The following is a 20768-nucleotide window of genomic DNA, read 5'->3' as shown; positions in this document are numbered from 1 at the left end:
CGCCCGCGCCCGCTACCGCTACGGCGACTGCGGCGAGTGTTCGTGTCCTGCGAATCGTGTCCTTTGGCATCAGATTGCTCCCGTCTTCTCAGGTGTCGTCGATGACACCAAGCTGAACGTTAGCTGTGTATCTGCGAAAATGAACCGGGGTGTTTCCCGACGTTTGTCGCACTTGCCCGCAGGTAAAACGGCTGGTCTGAGCCAGTTACCATGTATGAGTGAACTGGACCGTCGACGTACCCATCGACCAGCTGCCGGACCTGCCGCCGCTGCCTGACGAGCTGCGGGACCGGCTGGACGCCGCGCTGGCCAAGCCGGCCGCACAGCAGCCCAGCTGGGATCCCGAGCAGGCCAAGGCGATGCGGACCGTGCTGGAGAGCGTGCCACCGGTGACGGTGCCCTCGGAGATCGAGAAGCTCAGGGGCCTGCTGTCCGACGTCGCGCTCGGCAAGGCATTCCTGCTGCAGGGCGGGGACTGCGCAGAGACGTTCGTCGACAACACCGAACCGCACATTCGCGCCAACATCCGGACGTTGCTGCAGATGGCGGTGGTTCTGACGTACGGCGCCAGCATGCCGGTGGTCAAGGTCGCTCGCATCGCGGGTCAGTACGCCAAGCCGCGATCCGCCGACATCGACGCGCTCGGCCTGAGGTCCTACCGCGGAGACATGATCAACGGTTTCGCCCCGGACGCGGCGTTGCGCGAACACGATCCGTCCCGGCTGGTGCGCGCGTACGCCAACGCCAGCGCAGCGATGAACCTTGTGCGGGCCCTGACCACGTCGGGTCTGGCGTCGCTGCACGCCGTACACGACTGGAACCGGGAATTCGTCCGGACCTCGCCTGCGGGCGCGCGCTACGAGGCGCTCGCGGGCGAGATCGACCGGGGGCTGACATTCATGAGCGCGTGCGGCGTCGACGACCGAAATCTGCAGACCGCCGAGATCTACGCCAGCCACGAGGCTCTGGTGCTCGACTACGAGCGCGCGATGCTCCGGCTCTCCCACGACGACGAGGGCCAGCCGAAGCTCTACGACCTCTCGGCGCACTACGTATGGATCGGGGAGCGCACCCGCCAGCTCGACGGGGCGCACGTCGCGTTCGCCGAGGTGATCGCCAACCCGATCGGCGTGAAGATCGGCCCGTCGATGACGCCCGAGCTGGCCGTCGAATACGTGGAACGCCTCGATCCCAACAACCAACCCGGCCGCCTGACGTTGGTCAGCCGGTTGGGCAACAACAAGGTGCGCGACCTGTTGCCGCCGATCATCGAGAAGGTGCAGGCGACCGGTCACCAGGTCATCTGGCAGTGCGACCCGATGCACGGCAACACCCACGAGTCGTCCACCGGCTACAAGACCCGCCACTTCGACCGCATCGTCGACGAGGTGCAGGGCTTCTTCGAGGTGCACCGCGCGCTCGGCACCCATCCCGGCGGCATGCACGTCGAGATTACCGGCGAGAACGTCACCGAATGCCTCGGCGGCGCGCAGGACATCTCGGACTCCGACCTGGCGGGCCGGTATGAGACCGCGTGCGACCCGCGGCTCAACACCCAGCAGTCGCTTGAGTTGGCCTTCCTCGTCGCCGAGATGCTTCGCGACTAGACGCGGCTAGATCAAGCCCGACAGGTTACTGCCGATCGTCCACGCCGCCGCCGCGAGCGAGCCGGTGAGGACCAGCACGGCAACCACCCAGAAGAACAGGGCGCGCTTGGCACGCTGCCGGGCCCAGTGGAACTCGTCCATGTCGATGCCCGCGAATTGTGCTGCGACGCCACGAGACTCGGTCTGCGATTCGTCGCTCTGCCAGTCGTTGGGACCGCGGGTGAGCGCCTTTGTGTGCCGGTGCGGCTGCGCGGGGCGGACGGTCTCGGTGGCGGCGTCTCGGCCTTCGCTGCCGCGGTGCATCTGCGCCGACAGATGCTGAGCCGAGTTCTGCGGCGCGGGCACCCGGAAATCGGGTAGCGCCAACTCGTCGACGATCGCCTCGAGTTCGGCCGCCATAACGCCGGCATCGGTGTAGCGGTCGGCCGGATTCCTGGCGGTGGCGCGCAACACCAGGTCGTCGAATTGCTTTGGCACACCGCCGATCAGGGTGCTGGGCCGGGGCACATCGTGGTCCATCCGCTGGTATGCGACCGTCAGGGCGGTATCACCGTTGAAGGGGGTGCTGCCTGTCAACAGCTCGAACGTCAGGATGCCGACGCCGTAGACGTCGCTGGCCGGGGTGGCGTCGCCGGTGCTGACCTGTTCGGGCGACAGGTATGCCGCGGTGCCCAGAATGACACTGGTCGAGGTGATCTTGGCCTCCGCGATCGCGCGCACCAGCCCGAAGTCGGCGATCTTGACCTCGCCGCCGTCGGAGATCAACACGTTCTCCGGCTTCACGTCGCGGTGCACCAGTCCTTCGTGGTGGGCCGCCGCAAGGCCGCTCAATACAGGTGCCAGTACCGATGCGACCGCATGCGGCGGCATCGGCCCGCGCTCGACCAACAGCTCACGCAGTGTGCCGCCCTCGACGAGCTCCATCACCAGGAACGGATGATGTCCGTCGATGCCCTGGTCGTACACGGCGACCAGCCCTGGGTCCTTCAGGCGCGCGACGGCGCGCGCCTCGCGCTGAAACCGGGTGAGGAACTGGCTGTCGCCCGAGTAGCGAGAATCCATGATCTTCAGCGCCACCGGCCGATCCAGCCGGAGGTCCAATCCGCGGTACACACCCGACATCCCGCCGGTGGCGATCAGGGTGTCGATGCGATAGCGGCCGTCCAGCACTGTACCGACGAGCGGGTCGGATTGCTGGTGGGTCTCCACCGGAAACATGGTACGGAGCGAAATCTCGGCAACTGTCGTTGCGGAGCGCCTACGTGGACGCGCCGCGCGTCCTAGACTCGGCCCGTGAGCAGTATTCCAGCCGCTGACGATGTACTCGATCCCGCCGAAGACGTCTACGACCTGCCCCACGTCGCCGAGTTGCTCGGCGTGCCCGTGACAAAGGTCCAACAACAACTGCGGGAAGGTCACCTGGTCGGTGTTCGGCGAAAAGGGACGGTCGTGGTGCCGCGGGCGTTCTTCGACGACGCCGGGCACGTCGTCAAGAGCCTGTCGGGGTTGCTCGTCGTCCTGCACGACGGCGGGTACAAGAACACCGAGATCCTGCGCTGGCTCTTCACGCCCGACCCGTCACTGACGATCAGACGCGACGGGTCAGTGGATCGGCAGGACAACGCCCGACCGGTCGACGCGCTACACAGCCATCAGGCTCGAGAGGTGGTCCGGCGCGCCCAGGCGATGGCGTATTGATCGGGATCCTTGTAGAGCGAATACCACGCCAGCGCGGCGCAGGCCGTTGCCAGCACGACGTGGATCCACGAGTACATGCCGTGGCTGCCATCGGGTTTGAAGATAACCATGATCCAAGTGGAGTACCCAGCGACAAGAGCGATCGCCTGCCTGCTCTGGGCAAGCGCGGAGAGAATCGCCAGCGGCCACGTGTAATACCAGGGCAGTGCTGCGGGCACGAACAGCACGACGACAACCATCGCCAGCGCGATGCCGGTGAGCACCTGGCGGTCGGTATGCCGAAACCGCCACCACAGCAAGGGAAGTGAGATCGCGATGACGGCGATCCCGATGATGCGAGTGACCTCGAGCACGGCGTAGAAGTTCACCGGGAAGAACAGTCCGCCGACGGCGTTGACGAGGTTGGAGACCGCGGTCGGCACCGTGAGCCAGTTGATGATCTTCACCGAGCCGGCCAGCGCGGTGAGCCAGCCAAGGCCAACACCTGCCAGCCAGGAGAGCACGGCGAACACGGCGACGAATATCGCCACAGAACCGGCGCAGGCGGTAGCGAACGCCCGAAGCCGCGACAGCTCTCGGCTTTCCCGCAACTGGCGCGCCCACACCCACACCATGAACGGAAGTGCAAGGCCCGCTGTGGCTTTCACGGCAACCGCGACGACAATCAGCGCATTACCCGTAATCGGGTTGCGCTGGAATATCAGGGCGATGCCCGCGGCCATCAGCCCCACCATCAGCATCTCGTTGTGCACGCCGCCCATCAGATGGATGATCACCAGCGGGTTGAGAACGCAGATCCACAGTGCGGCCGCACCGTTGGCGCCGACGTGCCGGGCCAGCCGGGGTGCGGCCCAGATGAGCAGGACCAGTCCGGGCAGCATGCACAGCCGCAGCACCATCGTGCCTGCTATCACATGATCGCCGACGAGCATCGTGACGAACTTCGCGACAAGGATGAAGGCAGGCCCGTACGGCGCGGTCGTGGTCGTCCAGATCGGACTGACGTCGTCCAGCAACGAGTTCGGGTTGTCGACCGGCCCGACCGCGTAGGGGTCGAAGCCGTCGCGCAACAGCGCGCCCTGCGCCAGGTAGGAGTAGGTGTCGCGGCTGAACACCGGAACCGAAAGCAGCAGCGGAGCCAGCCAGAAGCCGGTGGTCGCCACCATCGTGTAGTCGCGCGCCGAGCCGTCGATTACCCTGCGGCCCAACCACAACCATGCGAACAGCATCATCGCGACGCCGCCCCACAACAGCACCGAGGACAGCACAAGCCCGTGCCCGAACCGTAGCCACGACAGGTGCAGGGACTCCAGCAGTGGATCGTGCAGGCGGGTGCTGCCCGCACCGAGACCACCCGCCGTGATCATCGCCGCGCCAAGAAACCCCAGTAATGCGGGCCTGGCCTCGGGCGAGGTGGTGAATGCGGAGAGTCGCGCGAAGGTCGTCACAACGCCTCAGGCGGTTCGGTTGGCGGCCAACCTGGTGAGCTTTGTCAGGCCGGCCTTCGCCTGCGCTTCGATCGGCGCGGCACCGATGGCGTCAAGCGACCGTGAGGTGAGTATGTCGATGTGCTCCTCGACGGCCGCCAGTGCGCCGACCGACTCGATGACCTGACACAGCTCGCGGACCTTTTCATCGGAGAGCTCGGTGCCGATCGAGGACCGCAACAGATGCGCGGCTTCCGGATCCGATTTGTCGGCGAGCTCGACGGCCTCGGCGAGCAGCACCGTGCGCTTGCCCGCACGCAGGTCGTCGCCCGACGGCTTGCCGGTCACCGCGGGATCGCCGAACACGCCGAGCACGTCGTCGCGAAGCTGAAACGCCACCCCGATGTCGTTGCCGACCTCGTGGAAGATCGCCTGTACGTCGGGCCGGTCGGCGGCGGCGGCCACGCCGAGTTGCAGCGGTCGGGTGACGGTGTAGGAGGCGGTCTTGTAGGTGTTGACGTTCATCGCCGAAGCCACCGTCGTCGCGCCGCTGGACTCGGCGACGATGTCGAGGTACTGGCCGCCGAGCACCTCGGTGCGGATGTCGGCCCATACCCGCTGAACCCGACGCTGCGCGTCCGCGCCGAGCCCGGCCGTCGCCACGATGTCGTCGGCCCACACCAGGGCGAGGTCCCCGAGCAGGATCGCCGCAGAGAGGCCGAACTGTTCGGCAGATCCGTTCCAGCGGTGGTCGCGGTGCTTCTCGGCGAAGAGCCGGTGCACCGTGGGCAACCCGCGACGGGTTGCCGAGTCGTCGATGACGTCATCGTGCACCAACGCACACGCTTGAAGCAGTTCGAGCGCCGCAAACAGCCGCAGCACGTCGGGATCGGCACCGCGACCGGCGACCGAGCGCCAGCCCCAATACGCGAACGCGGGCCGCAGACGCTTGCCGCCGCGCAGCACGAACTCCTCGAGCGCCGCGGTGAGGTCGGCGTAGTCGGTGCCGATGTAGGCGGACTGGCTGCGGCGCTCTTGGAGATACACCCGCAGTTGGTCCGTCACGGCGCTGGCCAACTCGATGGCTGACGGTGCCGCTGTATCCACGCTCAGCGCGGGGCCCCTTTCGATCGAGGTTTGGCCCGAGAGTGCCTTCAGAGTAGAGCGTGACCGCGGCTTTGTAGAAAGTCAGGGCGCTGCTAACCGCGCGATGACGCCGCAGGGTCGGCGAACCGGGGGGACTGGTCCCTGTTGACCCACGCAAGTGCGGCGAGGATGCCGGCCACCAGGAAGGACGCCAGGCCCAGCCAGATTGCCGCACCGGTGAACGAGCGGGCGCTCGGATCCGTGTAGCGGGCCTGGGCGGACATCGTGCTCACCACGCCGGGCTTGAGCTTCCACTCGACGATCTCCGCGGCCACCTGGTCACCGTTGGTGGAGGTCACCTCGCCGGGGAAGGAGACTGACAGCGACACGTCCGCGTCCGGATCGGTCAGCGACGTCAGATCGGCGCGTCCGTCGAGGATCACCAGATCGCCTGCGCGGCGCAGCGATATGTCGACGCCCGCGGCGTCGCGGTTCATGTTGGCCAATTGGGGCAGCTCGGCGAAGGTCAGATCGGAGAACACCGCCTGGGAGCCGACGTAGTCGTCCCGGTCGTAATCCGACACCGCCACCTTGTTGCTGAAGGGCAGGCTGTTCAACAGCTGTGGGCCCTTGTCCTCGGCACCGCGCGGCTTCGCGGCGGCGACGATCTGCCCCGACACGCGGTCGTCGGGGGAGACGGTGATGCTCGCCCTGACCCGCACGCATCCGACTGCGACGGGCAGGATCATCAGCAGCACCACGATTGCCAGCAGGCGAATTCTGCGGCGATTCGACACGAGGTCATCGTGCCAGATCCGAGCGCTCAGAGTGGCAGTGACCGGCCGAGAATCGCGAAGGGGCGGGGGTCGCCCGCGAAGTGATAGCCGCGGATGACGTCGGTGAAGCCGAGCCTGCGGTAGAGCCGCCACGCCCGGTTGGACTCGCCGTTGATCTCCGGTGTGGACAGCAGCACATGGGATTCGCCCCGGCCCGCGAGCAGCCTGCGGGTCAACGCCTCGCCGAGGCCGCGACCCTGGATGCGGGGATGGATGTGCAGCTCCGTCAGCTCGAAATAACTGGTCATCAGTTCGGCGATGCGCGTGCCGTCGGTGCCGACCCGGTGCAACCCCGCAACGACCTGCTGTTGCCACCACTGGTCTGGCGCCCCGCAATAGCCGTAGGCGACCCCCACGATCGGCGCCGCCACCAGCTCGGCGGCCGTGGCGCTGGTCGCGTCGCGACGGTCCGCAACGTCCACTGCGGCGACCGCCTTCCAGCCGTTCCTTCGGGTGTGTTCGAGCCACATCGACGACCGCTGGTCCTCGGTGCCGCGCGGATAGCGCATGGCGTCGACGTAGACGGCGAGAGCATCGGTCAGCCTTCGCTCCATATCGGCAGGCGACAGATCGATGAGAAACGTCGCCAACTTCGCTGTCCGCCTTCCTGCGCCTTCTCGCTGTGTTCTTTCCAGCCAGTGCCATTATCGGCATCGCGAGCCGGTAGGTCACGAGGGCGGCGCACGTCATACAATCGAAAGGGGTGAACTAGGTGGTACGGCTCAGATTCACCTCGTATCATGACTGTTAGTTGTCCGCGGACGTGGGCATAAACTGCGTTGGAGACCAAGCGACGGGCGGCAAGGAGGGACGCATGCCACTCTCCGATCATGAGCAGCGCATGCTCGATCAGATCGAGAGCGCGCTCTATGCCGAGGACCCCAAGTTCGCGTCGAGCGTGCGTGGCGGCGGCCTTCGCGCGCCGTCGGCACGGCGTCGGCTGCAGGGCGCGGCACTGTTCGTGGTCGGTCTGGCGATGTTGGTGTGCGGTGTGGCGTTCAAGGCCACCATGATCGGAAGTTTTCCGATCCTCTCTGTTTTTGGCTTCCTTGTGATGTTCGGCGGCGTGGTGTTCGCGATCACCGGCAACCGCGTGACCGGTGCTCGCGACCGCTCGGGGCCCGAGCAGGGCGGCCCTCGGCAGAAACGGCCCAAGGGCGGAGGCGGCTCGTTCACCAGTCGGATGGAAGATCGGTTCCGCCGCCGCTTCGACGAATAACGCACTATCACGGTGGGGTAGCCATTTCGGCTACCCCCTTTTTTGTGCGCCGGATTCCCCCACATCGCCCCACACCGCCGTGAGCTGCCATTTTGTGCTGTCAGCGGTAGGGCTTTCGCGGCTCGTCTGCGGCCGCGTGGGCTAGCAGTGGGGAAACGGCCGCGACATTAGCTGTTCGTTTGACGCAAAGTGGGGGATTGTGGGGTAAAGTGGCGATCGTTGGAGCGACCGGGGCTTCTTCACCGGGCGGGAGGTGGCGGGGATGTTTCTCGGCACCTACACGCCCAAGCTCGATGACAAGGGGCGGCTGACGCTGCCCGCCAAGTTTCGCGACGCGCTGGCAGGAGGGCTGATGGTCACCAAGAGCCAAGACCACAGCCTCGCCGTCTACCCGCGCGCCGAATTCGAGGCACTGGCAAGGCGAGCTTCGGGAGCGTCCCGAAGCAACCCGCAAGCACGCGCATTCCTGCGCAACCTCGCCGCCGCAACCGATGAACAACATCCCGACTCGCAAGGCCGCATCACGTTGTCCGCCGACCACCGCCGCTACGCCAACCTGTCCAAGGACTGCGTGGTGATCGGCTCGGTTGACTACCTGGAGATCTGGGATTCTCAGTCCTGGCGTGACTACCAAGAGACACACGAAGAGAACTTCTCCGCGGCCAGCGATGAAACTCTGCGCGACATCATCTGATTGGGACTTAAGAGTCCGTGCAACGCGGCCTCTGTCCGAGCCGGCCCTGGCGTACTTCCCCGACGCCAGGTCCGCGCGCTCGGACAGGGACCCCGGTGCAGGGACGCACTTCCTCGGAGGGCTTGCCATGGCTGACACACCTGGCCGGGCGCCTGGCGACCACGGGCACGTCCCGGTCCTGCTCGACCGCTGTGTCGAACTGCTCACCCCCGCGTTGACGCGCCGTAGCTCCGACGGCTCGGGAGCAGTGCTGGTGGATGCCACCCTGGGAGCGGGCGGTCACGCCGAGCGGTTCCTCACCGCACTGCCCGGCCTGCGGCTGATCGGTCTCGACCGCGATCCCAACGCTCTGTGGATCGCCGGCGAGCGCCTCGCGCCATTCGCCGACCGAGTCCTGCTGAACCGCGCCAGGTTCGACGGGATCGAAGGTGTGCTCGACGAGTCCGGTTACTGGGCAAGCGAATCCGGCCACCCGGAAATCGACGGAATCCTGTTCGATCTCGGCGTCTCGTCGATGCAGCTGGACCGCACCGAGCGCGGCTTCTCCTACGCGGCCGACGCGCCGCTGGACATGCGGATGGATCCGGACGCAGAGCTGACCGCGGCCGAGGTCGTCAACACCTACGACGAGAAGTCGCTGGCGCGGATCTTGCGCGAGTTCGGCGAGGAGCGGTTCGCGAGCCGGATCGCCTCCCGCATCGTCCGTAGGCGTGCAAGCCGGCCATTCGCCCGCACCGGCGAAATCGTCGAGCTGCTCTACGAGGCGATCCCAGCGCCTGCCCGCCGGACCGGTGGACATCCGGCCAAGCGCACATTCCAGGCGCTGCGTGTTGCCGTCAACGGCGAGCTGGATGTGCTGCGCACCGCGCTGCCCGCAGCGATGGAAGCGTTGGGTCGGGGTGGACGCATCGCGGTGATGTCTTACCAGTCACTCGAGGACCGCATCGTGAAGAATGTCTTCGCGACGGCGACGGCGTCGCGCACCCCGCCGGGACTGCCCGTCGAACTTCCCGGACACGAGCCGGAATTCGTCAGCCTGACCCGCGGCGCCGAGCGTGCGGGCACGGCCGAAATCGAACTCAACCCACGAAGCGCGTCCGTGCGGCTTCGGGCATTGGAAAAGGTTGCCGGACGGTCAGAAGGGACAGTCGGATGAAGGCCAAGCGAACCACCGCAGTGCGCGGCGCCGATGAGCGCAGGCGCACCACGCGTCAGCCCGCGCGCGGAGCGCAACGCCGTTCGCCCGACGCGCCGCCGCGGCGGGGGCGGCCGCGCGCGACAGATACCGCGCCGGTCACCCGGCCGCAGATCAAGCCCGTCCGGCCGAGGAACGCCAGCCAGGCGAAGGCGCGTGCGAAGGCGAGAAAAGCGAAGGCGCCCAAGGTTATCCGGCCCCCGTTGCGGGAGCGGCTTCTTGCCCGTATCTCGGAGATCGACCTCAACCCGCGCACGCTTGCAGCCAGGGTGCCGTTCGTGGTGCTGGTGATCGGGTCGCTGGGGCTGGGCCTCGGCGTCACGCTGTGGCTGTCGACGGACGCCGCCGAGCGGTCGTATCAGCTGGGCAGCGCCAGGCAGACCAATCAAGCGCTGCTGCAGCAGAAGGAGGCACTCGAGCGCGACGTGCTCGAGGCCCAGGCCGCCCCAGCCCTCGCCGAGTCGGCCCGCGAACTCGGCATGATCCCGTCCCGCGACACCGCGCACCTGGTGCAGGATCCGGCGGGCAACTGGATAGTCGTCGGCAGTCCCAAACCAGCCGAAGGCGTACCGCCCCCGCCGCTCAACACGCCGCTGCCCGACGACATACCCGCGCCTCCCGCACAGGCAGCTGCGAGCAGGCCGGCACCGCCGCCGGTCGCCGATCCTCGAGAGATGGTCGTTCGGGTGCCTGATCGGGCCCAGCCTGCAGTACAGGCACCGCTGCCTGCAGTACAGGCACCTGCACCCGATCCGGCAGCCGCCCCGTTGGCGGCGCCGCTGCCGGACAGCCCGCACGGAACCAGCGGTCAGCCGCCCGCCCCCGGGCCCGTGGAGCCGCAGGCCGCACCGTTGGCCGGGCCGTTGCCCGGGCCGCCTGCCGCGTCGCCGCCCGCCGTACCCGCCGCACCCGCCGCGCCTGCGCCCGCCGAGCAGTTCAGTCCCGTCACCGCGGCCGTCCCCGGCGCAACGACGTGAGCCGCGGCGCCGGTCAGCGCGGCCGCAAGACCCCGCAGGCACGTCCCGGCCAGGTGCGGTCGGCCCGTGCACGTCGCACGAGGACACCCGACACCGACACCGGTTTGCGCAGTGCGTCTTTCGTGTTTCGGCATCGGGCCGGTATTGCCGTCATCTTCCTGGTGCTCATCGTCGCGGCGGCGCAGTTGTTCAACCTGCAGGTGCCGCGCGCCGCGGGCCTGCGCGCGGAGGCGGCGAGTCAGCTCAAGGTCACCGACGTCGACCAGGCTGTGCGAGGAAGCATCGTCGACCGCAACGACGACAAGCTGGCGTTCACCATCGAGGCCCGCGCGCTGACCTTCCAGCCCGTCAAGATCCGCAAGCAGCTCACCGATGCCAGGCAGACGACCCCCGAGGCGCCCGACCCCGAGCTCCGGCTGCGCGCCATTGCGGCCGACGTGGCGTCGCGGCTGAACAACAAGCCGGACGCCAAGACGGTGCTGAAGAAGCTGAAGAGCAACGAGTCGTTCGTCTACCTCGCCCGTGCGGTGGATCCCGCGGTCGCCGAGGCGATTTCGAAGAAGTTCCCCGAGGTCGGCAGCGAGCGTCAAGACCTGCGCCAGTATCCGGGTGGCTCGCTGGCCGCCAACATCGTCGGCGGCATCGACTGGGACGGCCACGGCCTGCTCGGTCTAGAGGATTCGCTGGACGCCACGCTAGCCGGTACGGACGGGTCGGTGACCTATGACCGCGGCTCCGACGGCGTGGTGATTCCGGGCAGCTACCGCAACCGGCACACCGCCGTCAACGGGTCCACCGTGCAGCTGACGCTCGACGACGACATCCAGTTCTACGTGCAGCAGCAGGTTCAGCAGGCCAAGGACGCCTCCGGCGCAGGCAATGTGTCGGCGGTGGTGCTCGACGCCAAAACCGGTGAAGTGCTTGCCATGTCGAACGACAACACGTTCGACCCGAGCCAGGACATCGGTCGCCAGCAGAATCGCGAGCTCGGCAACCCGGCCGTCTCGTCACCGTTCGAACCGGGATCGGTGAACAAGATCGTCACCGCCTCCTCGGTGATCGAGTACGGGCTGTCCAATCCCGACGAGGTGCTGCAGGTGCCCGGCTCCATCGATATGGGCGGCGTCACCGTCGGCGACGCTTGGCAGCACGGCGTGATGCCCTACACAACCACCGGTGTCTTCGGTAAGTCGTCCAACGTCGGCACCTTGATGCTGGCGCAACGGGTCGGGCCGGAGCGCTACGCGGAGATGCTGGACAAGTTCGGCCTCGGCCAGCGCGCCAACGTCGGGCTGCCCGGCGAGAGCGAGGGCCTGGTGCCGCCGATCGACCAGTGGTCGGGCAGCACGTTCTCCAACCTGCCCATCGGACAAGGCCTTTCGATGACGCTGCTGCAGATGACCGGTATGTACCAGGCGATCGCCAACGACGGGATGCGCATTCCCCCGCGCATCGTCAAGGCGACCATCGCGCCCGACGGCACACGGACACCCGAGCCAAGGCCCGACGGCGTCCGGGTGGTGTCCCCGCAGACCGCGCAGACGGTACGAAACATGCTTCGCGCGGTTCTGCAACGCGACCCGATGGGCACACAGCAGGGCACCGGTTCCACGGGCGCGGTCGAGGGCTATCAGCTTTCCGGCAAGACCGGCACCGCCCAGAAAATCAACCCGGCGTGCGGGTGCTATTACAGCGACGTCTACTGGATCACCTTCGCCGGCATGGTCACCACCGACAACCCCCGGTATGTCATCGGCATCATGGCCGACAACCCGCACCGCACCGCGGACGGCAAACCCGGCACAACGATGGCACCGCTGTTCCACAACATCGCCAGCTGGCTGCTGCAGCGGGAGAACATTCCGCTCTCGCCGGATCCCGGTCCGCCGCTGACGCTGCAGGCCACCTGACCGCGGAGCGGCAACAAGGCGGGCCGGTACTGTGTCATCGCCATGAAGCTGCGTCCCTCGCATCCCGCCGGCCAGGCTCTCGGGCCACTGGCCGACCGGATAGCCGCGGTCGTCGAACCCGTCGACCGAGGGCGCGACACCGTGGTCACCGGTGTCACCCTGCGCAGCCAGGACGCCCAGCCGGGGGATCTGTTCGCAGCGCTGCCCGGCGCGTCGTCACACGGCGGACAGCACGCGGCTGACGCCATCCAGCGCGGTGCGGTCGCCGTGCTTACCGATTCGGACGGCCTGGCATACATGGGCGGCGACGTGCCGGTGCCGGTACTGGTCCGCCCCGATCCGCGGTCGGTGCTCGGCGGCCTGGCGGCCGCCGTGTACGGCAACCCGTCGCAACACCTCCGGATTATCGGTGTGACCGGTACGTCGGGCAAGACCACCACCACTTATCTGGTTGAGGCGGGCCTGCGGGCCGCCGGGCGGGTCGCGGGTCTGGTCGGCACCGTTGGCATCCGGATCGCGGGCGAGGATTTGCCGAGCAAGCTGACCACTCCCGAGGCGCCCGACCTTCAGGCCTTGCTGGCGTTGATGCTCGAACAGCACGTCGACACCGCGGTGATGGAGGTGTCCAGTCACGCGCTGAGCCTCGGACGCGTCGACGGTGTCAAGTTCGCGGTCGGCGGCTTCAGCAACCTCTCCCGCGACCACCTCGATTTCCATCCGACGATGGAGGACTATTTCAACACCAAGGCGCGGTTGTTCACGCCCGGATCACCAACGGCCGCTGCCGCTTCCGTGGTGTGCATCGACGACGAGGCGGGCCGCGCCATGGCCGAGCTGGCGTCCGATCCGGTGACGGTCAGCGCGACCGACGGAACTGCGGACTGGCGTGTCGAAGACGTTCGCGCGGTCGAGCGCGGCGCACAGGAGTTCTACGCCGTCGATCCCGCAGGCGTGCATCACGGGCTGCGCATCGGACTTCCGGGCCGCTACAACGTCGCCAACGCTCTGCTCGCGGCGGCGCTACTGGACGCGGTCGGGGTATCGCCCGAGCAGGCCGCGCCTGGACTGCGGGATGCCCGGGTACCCGGCAGGCTCGAGCCTGTCGAGCGCGGCCAGGATTTCCTTGCGCTGGTCGACTACGCCCACAAACCGGGGGCATTGCAAGCCGTTCTGCAGACCCTGCGCGAGCAGACGACCGGCCGGATGGCGGTGGTGTTCGGCGCGGGCGGCAACCGCGATCCCGGTAAGCGCGAGCCGATGGGCAGCGTGGCGGCGGAGCTCGCCGACCTCGTTGTGGTGACCGACGACAACCCGCGCGACGAGGATCCTGCCGCGATCCGGTCGTCGATCCTCGCAGGCGCGACGGGCGGCCCCGCGCAGGTCGTCGAGATCGGCGATCGGCGTGAGGCCATCGACCACGCCGTCGCGTGGGCCCGCGCCGGGGACGTGGTGCTGATCGCGGGGAAGGGCCACGAGGCGGGTCAGACCAGCCACGGTCAGACCCGGCCGTTCGACGACCGCGACGAACTCGCCGGATCCCTCGAAGCGCACAGGTCCCGCGCATGATCGCCCTGACACTGGCGCAGATCGCCGACATCGTCGGTGGCGAGCTCGCCGATATCTCGGCCGCCGACGCCGCTGCGACCCGGGTGACCGGCACGGTCGAATTCGACTCCCGTGCGGTGACCGCGGGCGGGCTGTTCCTCGCGCTGCCCGGCGCGCGGAGCGACGGTCATGACTTCGCAGCGGCGGCGGTGGCGGCCGGTGCGGTAGCGGTGTTGGCCGCGCGACCGGTCGGCGTGCCTGCGGTCGTCGTCACGTCACGCACCGACGCCGGAACCGACACGGGAGCCGGTGTTCTCGAACACGACACCGACGGCTCGGGAGCCGCAGTGCTCGCCGCATTGGGCAGGCTGGCCGCCGCGGTGGCCAGGGAGCTGGTGGCGGGCGGCCTGACGATCATCGGCATCACAGGATCGTCGGGCAAGACCTCGACCAAGGACCTCGTTGCCGCGGTGCTCGCGCCGCTCGGCGAGGTGGTCGCCCCGCCGGGCTCGTTCAACAACGAGCTGGGCACCCCGTGGACGGTGTTGCGGGCGGGGGAGGACACCGACTACCTGGTCCTGGAGATGTCGGCACGCCACCCCGGCAATATCGCTGCGCTTGCCTCGATCGCGCCGCCATCGATCGGGGTCGTGCTGAACGTTGGCACTGCCCATCTCGGCGAGTTCGGCTCCCGCGAGGCCATCGCCCGCACTAAATCCGAACTCCCACAATCGGTTCCGCCTTCGGGGGTGGTGATCCTCAACGCAGACGACGACGCCGTCGCCGCCATGGCCGAACGGACCGCCGCCCGCGTCGTTCGGGTGTCGCTCTCATCCGGCGCAGACGTATGGGCGGGCCCGGTCACGCTCGACGCGGTGGCCCGGCCCCGCTTCACGATGCATGCCGCAGGCGTGGCGACCGACGTCTCGCTGGCCGTGCACGGCGAACACCAGGTGTCCAATGCGCTGTGTGCGGCGGCCGTCGCGCTGGAGTGCGGAGCCAGCGGCGCACAGGTCGCGGCCGCACTCGCCGGCGCGGGCCCGGTGTCGCAGCACCGGATGCACGTCAGCACCCGCGAAGACGGCGTCACCGTCATCGACGACGCATACAACGCCAACCCGGATTCCATGGCCGCGGGACTGAAGTCGCTGGCCTGGATGGCCCGTCAGGGCACCGAGCCGCGGCGCAGCTGGGCGGTTCTCGGCGAGATGGCCGAGCTCGGCGACGACGCGATATCGGAACACGACCGCATCGGCCGGCTGGCGGTGCGATTAGATGTCAGTCGACTCATCGTCGTGGGAACCGGGAGATCTATGGGCGCCATGCATCACGGGGCGGTCATGGAGGGCTCGTGGGGAGGAGAGGCCACCATGGTCGCCGACGCCGACGCCGCGCTGGAATTGTTGCGAGCCGAACTTCGTGAGGGAGATGTGGTGCTCGTCAAGGCGTCGAACGCTGCGGGGCTGGGAAAGTTGGCCGAGGCGTTGGTCGCCTCATGAGGCAGATCCTCATCGCCGTCGGCATCGCGCTGACGGTGTCGATCCTGTTGACCCCTGTGTTGATCGGACTCTTCACCCGGCAGGGCTTCGGCCACGAGATCCGCGAGGATGGGCCGCCGAGCCACCACAAGAAGCGCGGCACCCCGTCGATGGGCGGCGTCGCCATCCTGGCGGGGATCTGGGCGGGCTACCTCGGCACTCATCTGGTCGGGCTGGCGCTCGACGGTCAGGGCCCGTCCGCTTCGGGTCTGCTGGCGCTGGGTCTTGCGACCGCGCTCGGAATCGTCGGGTTCGTCGACGACCTGATCAAGATCCGGCGATCGCGCAACCTCGGACTCAACAAGACCGCCAAGACGGTCGGCATGCTGGCGGCCGCCGTGATCTTCGGCATGCTCGCACTGCAGTTCCGCAACAACGACGGGCTCACACCCGGCAGCGCCGAACTGTCCTACGTACGCGAAATCGCCACGGTGACACTGGCTCCCGCCATTTTCGTGCTGTTCTGCGTGCTGATCGTCTACGCGTGGTCGAACGCGGTGAACTTCACCGACGGGCTGGACGGGCTGGCAGCGGGCGCGATGGCCATGGTTTGCGCGGCGTACGTGATCATCACCTTCTGGCAGTTCCGGAACGCATGCGCGACGGCGCCGGGCGTCGGCTGCTACAACGTGCGGGACCCGTTGGACCTGGCCCTGATCGCGGCCGCGACGGCAGGTGCGTGCATCGGTTTCCTGTGGTGGAACGCCGCTCCCGCGAAGATTTTCATGGGCGACACGGGCTCGCTCGCGCTTGGCGGCGTCATCGCCGCGCTGTCGGTGCTCAGCCGTACCGAGATGCTCGCGGTGGTGCTCGGTGCTCTGTTCGTCGCCGAGGTGACGTCGGTTGTAGTGCAGATCCTGGCGTTCCGCACCACCGGGCGACGGGTGTTCCGGATGGCGCCGTTCCACCACCACTTCGAGCTCGTCGGGTGGGCGGAGACCACGGTGATCATCCGCTTCTGGCTGTTGACCGCGATCGCGTGCGGTCTTGGGGTGGCGCTCTTCTACAGCGAGTGGCTCACCACCGTCGGGGCGTGATGTGAACCGCCGCGAGGTCGCGCCGCTCACGCCGGGCACCCGTGTGCTGGTGACCGGGGCGGGCATCACGGGCCGCTCCGTGAGCGCGGCACTGGAGCCGACCGGCGTGCGGCTGACCATCTGCGACGACGATCCGCTTGCGCTGCAGCGCCTCATCACCCCGGCGACCGTCGTCACCACCGACGAGGCCGTCGACCGGATCGCCGACTACGCGCTGATTGTCACCAGCCCCGGATTCGCGCCCACCGCACCGGTTTTGGCCGCGGCGACGGCCGCAGGCGTGCCCATCTGGGGGGACGTCGAACTGGCGTGGCGACTCGATCAGGCCGGCTGGTTCGGCACCCCGAAGCGCTGGCTGGTGGTGACCGGCACCAACGGCAAGACGACCACCACGTCGATGCTGCACGCGATGCTGGTCGCAGGCGGGCGGCGGGCGGTGCTGTGCGGCAACATCGGCAACCCGGTGATCGACATGCTGGCCGAGCCTGCCGAGCTGCTCGCGGTTGAACTGTCGAGCTTCCAGCTGCACTGGGCGCCGTCGCTGCGGCCCGACGCCGGCGCGGTGCTCAACGTCGCCGAGGACCACCTCGACTGGCACGGCTCGATGGACGCATATGCGGCCGATAAGTCGCGGGCGCTGGACGGCAGGGTCGCGGTCGTCGGCCTCGACGATCCGGTCGCCTCCGGGCTGCTCGACAGCGCCGCCGCATCGGTTCGGGTCGGCTTCACTCTCAACGAACCGGCCAAAGGGGAGCTGGGGGTTCGCAACGGCGCGCTGATCGACCGGGCGTTCGCCGACGGCCTTGTACTGGCCGACACGGCGTCAATCCCGGTGCCCGGGCCGATCGGTGTCTTCAACGCGTTGGCCGCCGCCGCTCTGGCCCGTGCCGTCGACGTGCCCGCCACCGCCATCGCCGATGCGCTGTCGTCGTTTCGCGTCGGCCCGCACCGGGCCCACGTGGTCGCAGAGATCGACGGGGTCACCTACGTCGACGACTCCAAGGCCACTAATCCGCACGCGGCGCACGCGTCCATCGCCGCCTACCCGCGGGTGGTGTGGATCGCCGGTGGGCTTCTCAAGGGCGCGTCGGTCGACGAGCTCGTCTCCGACGTGTCAAATCGCCTGGTCGGCGCCGTGCTGATCGGTCGGGACCGGGCACTGGTCGCCAACGCGTTATCGCGACACGCCCCAGATGTCCCCGTTGTGGAGGTTGTGACGGGGGAGGATTCTGAGGTGCTTGAGACAAATGAGTCAGATGTTAACTCTGTGACTCGTCTGATGACCGCTGTCGTCGCCGCGGCGCGCAGGCTGGCCGGCGAAGGCGACACCGTGCTGCTGGCCCCCGCGGGCGCATCCTTCGACCAGTTCAGCGGCTACGCCGAGCGCGGCGATGCCTTCGCCGCGGCCGTTCGCGCAACCAGGTAGCGGCGGTGAGCAACATATTGGCTCGGCTGAGGCTCAGCCGGACCGGCGGCACGGCTGCCGACGCCTCGACCGACGTCCCGCGCACCCGCTTCGGCGCATGGCTCGGCAGGCCGATGACCTCGTTCCACCTCATCATTGCCGTCGCGGCGCTGCTCACCTCGCTCGGTCTGATCATGGTCCTATCGGCGTCGGGCGTGCACTCCTACGACGAGGACGGCTCGCCGTGGGTGATCTTCGGCAAGCAGCTGATCTGGACGCTGGTCGGGCTTTTCGCCTTCTACGCCGCGATGCGGATGCGCGTGCAGACCATGCGCAGCCTGTCGTTCAGCGCCTTCGCGATCACCATCGTACTGCTGGTGCTGGTGCTGATCCCGGGAATCGGCAAGGAGGCCAACGGATCCCGCGGCTGGTTCGTCGTCGCCGGGTTGTCCATGCAGCCGTCGGAGCTGGCGAAGATCGCGTTCGCGATCTGGGGTGCACACCTGCTGGCTTCGCGCCGGATGGAGCGGGCATCGCTGCGCGAGATGCTGATCCCGTTGGTGCCCGCGGCGGTGATCGCCCTTGCGCTCATCGTCGCGCAGCCCGACCTCGGGCAGACGGTGTCGCTCGGCATCATCCTGCTGGCATTGCTGTGGTACGCCGGTCTACCGCTGCGGGTGTTCTTGTCGTCGATGGTCGCCGTCGTGGTTTCGGCGGCGATCCTTGCCGTCTCGGAGGGCTATCGGTCCGACCGGGTGATGTCCTGGCTGAACCCCGGCGCCGACTCGCAGGGCTCCGGCTATCAGGCCAAGCAGGCGAGGTTCGCGCTGGCCAATGGCGGTGTCTTCGGCGACGGACTCGGTCAGGGCACAGCGAAATGGAATTATCTGCCCAACGCGCACAACGACTTCATCTTCGCGATCATCGGCGAGGAGCTCGGCTTCATCGGCGCAGCGGGGCTGCTGTGCCTGTTCGGCCTGTTCGCCTACACGGGGATGCGGATCGCGCGCCGGTCCGCCGACCCGTTCCTGCGGTTGCTCACCGCGACCGCCACCATGTGGGTGCTCGGCCAGGTGTTCATCAACGTCGGCTACGTCATCGGCCTGCTGCCCGTCACCGGGCTGCAGCTTCCGCTCATCTCGGCGGGCGGAACGTCAACGGCGACAACGCTTCTCATCATCGGTGTGATTGCAAACGCGGCGCGACACGAACCCGAGGCGGTGGCCGCGCTGCGCGCGGGCCGCGACGACCGGGTCAATCGGATGCTGCGGCTGCCGTTACCCGAGTCATACTCGCCGACGCGCACCGAGGCGCTGCGCGACAGGCTGCGGTCCCGTGACAAAAAGGCGGCCGCCAAGCCGCAACGCAAGCCGGCCAAGGACAACAGGCGCAAACCCCATACGGCCGACCGGCCGGTGCGACGCTCAGGGCATCATGGAGGCGACCAGCGCGCGAACCGCGCACGCGAGGAGCGGAAAAGCTCCAGCGCAGCTGGACAACAGCGCCACCAGGGCCGACGGGCTCGCACACTGGAAGGTCAACGTCACGGGTGAATGGGCCCATCTCGGTAGTTATCGCCGGCGGCGGCACGGCAGGCCACATCGAACCCGCCATGGCCGTCGCCGATGCTCTCAGCGCGCTTGAATCCGACGTGCGGATCACCGCGCTGGGTACCACTCGCGGCCTGGAGACCCGGCTGGTGCCCGACCGCGGCTACCACCTCGAGCTGATCACCCCGGTACCGCTGCCGCGTAAGCCGTCGGTCGATCTGCTGCGCCTGCCGCTGCGGGTGCGGCGCGCCGTGAGAGAGACGTCAAGCGTGCTCAATGACGTCGACGCCGACGTCATCATCGGCTTCGGCGGCTACGTGGCGGTGCCCGCGTACCTGGCGGCGCGTCGACGCCGGGTTCCGGTGGTCGTCCATGAAGCCAACGCCAGCGCAGGCTGGGCCAACAAGCTGGGCGCCCGGTCGGCGCGCCGCGTGCTGTCGGCGGTGGCCGATCCCGGCCTGCCGCGCGCCGAGGTCGTCGGTGTGCCTGTGCGCGCGGCGATCACGTCGCTCGACCGGATGTCGGAGCGGGCAAAAGCCCGCGCCCACTTCGGATTCGCCGACGACGCACGGGTGCTTCTGGTTTTCGGTGGTTCGCAGGGGGCGCAGTCGATCAACCGTGCCGTCGCACCCGCGGCAGGTGCGCTGGCCGCGGCGGGTGTCTCGGTGCTGCACGCCCACGGTCCGAAGAACACCCTCGATCTGCGGACGCCGGTCGACGGGGACCCGCCGTACGTGGCCGTGCCTTATCTGGACAGGATGGACTTGGCTTACGCCGCAGCCGATTTGGCGATCTGCCGGTCGGGCGCGATGACGGTCGCCGAGGTCTCCGCCGTCGGGCTGCCCGCGGTGTACGTCCCGCTGCCCATCGGCAATGGCGAACAGCGACTCAACGCGCTGCCCGTCGTCAACGCGGGCGGTGGTCTGCTCGTCGACGACGCCGACCTTACGCCCGAGTTCGTCGGCGGAACCGTCGCCGGGCTGCTCGGCGACGGTCCCCGGCTCACGGCGATGACGGCAGCGGCGGCGGTGGCCGGCCCTCGCG

Annotated in this window: 18 protein-coding genes; 13 read left to right on the top strand and 5 right to left on the bottom strand. The window is 68.2% G+C overall.

The annotated features are described in order from the left end of the window. Positions 1-218: 218 nt before the first annotated feature. Entirely contained in the window at positions 219-1607 is a 1389-nt protein-coding gene (locus QOJ24_RS25005) for a class II 3-deoxy-7-phosphoheptulonate synthase (protein ID WP_526266062.1), read from the top strand. 6 nt (positions 1608-1613) lie between these two features. On the opposite strand, the gene QOJ24_RS25000 is transcribed toward QOJ24_RS25005, so the two are convergent. Next, positions 1614-2825, bottom strand: coding sequence for a protein kinase domain-containing protein (locus QOJ24_RS25000; protein ID WP_526266061.1), 1212 nt, complete (start codon positions 2823-2825; stop codon positions 1614-1616). 75 nt (positions 2826-2900) lie between these two features. Here QOJ24_RS25000 and QOJ24_RS24995 point away from each other — a divergent pair, with 75 nt between their 5' ends. Continuing rightward, on the top strand, positions 2901-3305 hold the full coding sequence (locus QOJ24_RS24995) for an Rv2175c family DNA-binding protein (RefSeq protein WP_526266060.1): 405 nt from the start codon (positions 2901-2903) through the stop codon (positions 3303-3305). Here QOJ24_RS24995 and QOJ24_RS24990 read toward each other — a convergent pair. The 4 genes from QOJ24_RS24990 to QOJ24_RS24975 form a co-directional block, all read right to left on the bottom strand. Continuing rightward, on the bottom strand, positions 3260-4753 hold the full coding sequence (locus QOJ24_RS24990) for an alpha-(1->6)-mannopyranosyltransferase A (protein ID WP_526266059.1): 1494 nt from the start codon (positions 4751-4753) through the stop codon (positions 3260-3262). The genes QOJ24_RS24995 and QOJ24_RS24990 overlap by 46 nt on opposite strands. A 6-nt stretch (positions 4754-4759) precedes the next feature. Beyond that, entirely contained in the window at positions 4760-5839 is a 1080-nt protein-coding gene (idsA2, locus tag QOJ24_RS24985) for a bifunctional (2E,6E)-farnesyl/geranyl diphosphate synthase (RefSeq protein ID WP_526266058.1), read from the bottom strand. A 92-nt stretch (positions 5840-5931) separates the two neighbouring features. Continuing rightward, positions 5932-6567: an LppM family (lipo)protein gene (locus QOJ24_RS24980; RefSeq protein ID WP_526266065.1), complete on the bottom strand. Its 636-nt coding sequence runs from the start codon at positions 6565-6567 to the stop codon at positions 5932-5934. A gap of 74 nt (positions 6568-6641) precedes the next feature. After that, a complete protein-coding gene (locus tag QOJ24_RS24975) occupies positions 6642-7244 on the bottom strand; it encodes a GNAT family N-acetyltransferase (protein WP_526266056.1) in 603 nt (200 codons plus the stop codon). Positions 7245-7468: 224 nt separating this feature from the next. Here QOJ24_RS24975 and QOJ24_RS24970 point away from each other — a divergent pair, with 224 nt between their 5' ends. From QOJ24_RS24970 to murG, 11 genes are all read left to right on the top strand, one after another. Continuing rightward, entirely contained in the window at positions 7469-7873 is a 405-nt protein-coding gene (locus tag QOJ24_RS24970; protein ID WP_526266055.1) for an SCO2097 family morphological protein, read from the top strand. A 262-nt stretch (positions 7874-8135) separates the two neighbouring features. Further along, a complete protein-coding gene (mraZ, locus tag QOJ24_RS24965) occupies positions 8136-8567 on the top strand; it encodes a division/cell wall cluster transcriptional repressor MraZ (protein ID WP_526266054.1) in 432 nt (143 codons plus the stop codon). Continuing rightward, positions 8542-9723, top strand: coding sequence for a 16S rRNA (cytosine(1402)-N(4))-methyltransferase RsmH (gene rsmH / locus QOJ24_RS24960; protein WP_526266052.1), 1182 nt, complete (start codon positions 8542-8544; stop codon positions 9721-9723). Before mraZ ends, rsmH begins: the two co-directional genes overlap by 26 nt. Continuing rightward, the gene (ftsL, locus tag QOJ24_RS24955; protein ID WP_526266050.1) at positions 9720-10739 is read left to right on the top strand and encodes a cell division protein FtsL; all 1020 of its coding nucleotides are present in this window, start codon (positions 9720-9722) and stop codon (positions 10737-10739) included. The genes rsmH and ftsL overlap by 4 nt, the downstream gene beginning before the upstream one ends. Further along, entirely contained in the window at positions 10736-12649 is a 1914-nt protein-coding gene (locus tag QOJ24_RS24950) for a peptidoglycan D,D-transpeptidase FtsI family protein (protein WP_526266049.1), read from the top strand. The genes ftsL and QOJ24_RS24950 overlap by 4 nt, the downstream gene beginning before the upstream one ends. Positions 12650-12691: 42 nt before the next feature. Continuing rightward, positions 12692-14215 carry a UDP-N-acetylmuramoyl-L-alanyl-D-glutamate--2,6-diaminopimelate ligase gene (locus QOJ24_RS24945; protein ID WP_526266047.1) on the top strand — a complete coding sequence of 508 codons (1524 nt, stop codon included), beginning with the start codon at positions 12692-12694 and terminating at the stop codon, positions 14213-14215. After that, a complete protein-coding gene (locus QOJ24_RS24940; protein ID WP_526266045.1) occupies positions 14212-15693 on the top strand; it encodes a UDP-N-acetylmuramoyl-tripeptide--D-alanyl-D-alanine ligase in 1482 nt (493 codons plus the stop codon). Before QOJ24_RS24945 ends, QOJ24_RS24940 begins: the two co-directional genes overlap by 4 nt. Then, positions 15690-16769: a phospho-N-acetylmuramoyl-pentapeptide-transferase gene (gene mraY / locus QOJ24_RS24935; protein WP_526266043.1), complete on the top strand. Its 1080-nt coding sequence runs from the start codon at positions 15690-15692 to the stop codon at positions 16767-16769. Before QOJ24_RS24940 ends, mraY begins: the two co-directional genes overlap by 4 nt. Before the next feature lies 1 nt (position 16770). Then, a complete protein-coding gene (murD, locus tag QOJ24_RS24930; protein ID WP_526266042.1) occupies positions 16771-18195 on the top strand; it encodes a UDP-N-acetylmuramoyl-L-alanine--D-glutamate ligase in 1425 nt (474 codons plus the stop codon). Then, positions 18123-19727 carry a putative lipid II flippase FtsW gene (gene ftsW, locus QOJ24_RS24925; protein ID WP_526266064.1) on the top strand — a complete coding sequence of 535 codons (1605 nt, stop codon included), beginning with the start codon at positions 18123-18125 and terminating at the stop codon, positions 19725-19727. The genes murD and ftsW overlap by 73 nt, the downstream gene beginning before the upstream one ends. Then, the coding region (gene murG / locus QOJ24_RS24920) for an undecaprenyldiphospho-muramoylpentapeptide beta-N-acetylglucosaminyltransferase (protein ID WP_526266041.1) at positions 19724-20768 on the top strand (1045 nt) is incomplete at its 3' end. The genes ftsW and murG, both read left to right, overlap by 4 nt.

The organism is Mycobacterium sp. (genome assembly GCF_032159775.1).
Classification (GTDB): Bacteria; Actinomycetota; Actinomycetes; order Mycobacteriales; family Mycobacteriaceae; genus Mycobacterium.
Note: the sequence above shows the minus strand (reverse complement) of the source record. Positions and strands in the feature narration are given on the sequence as shown.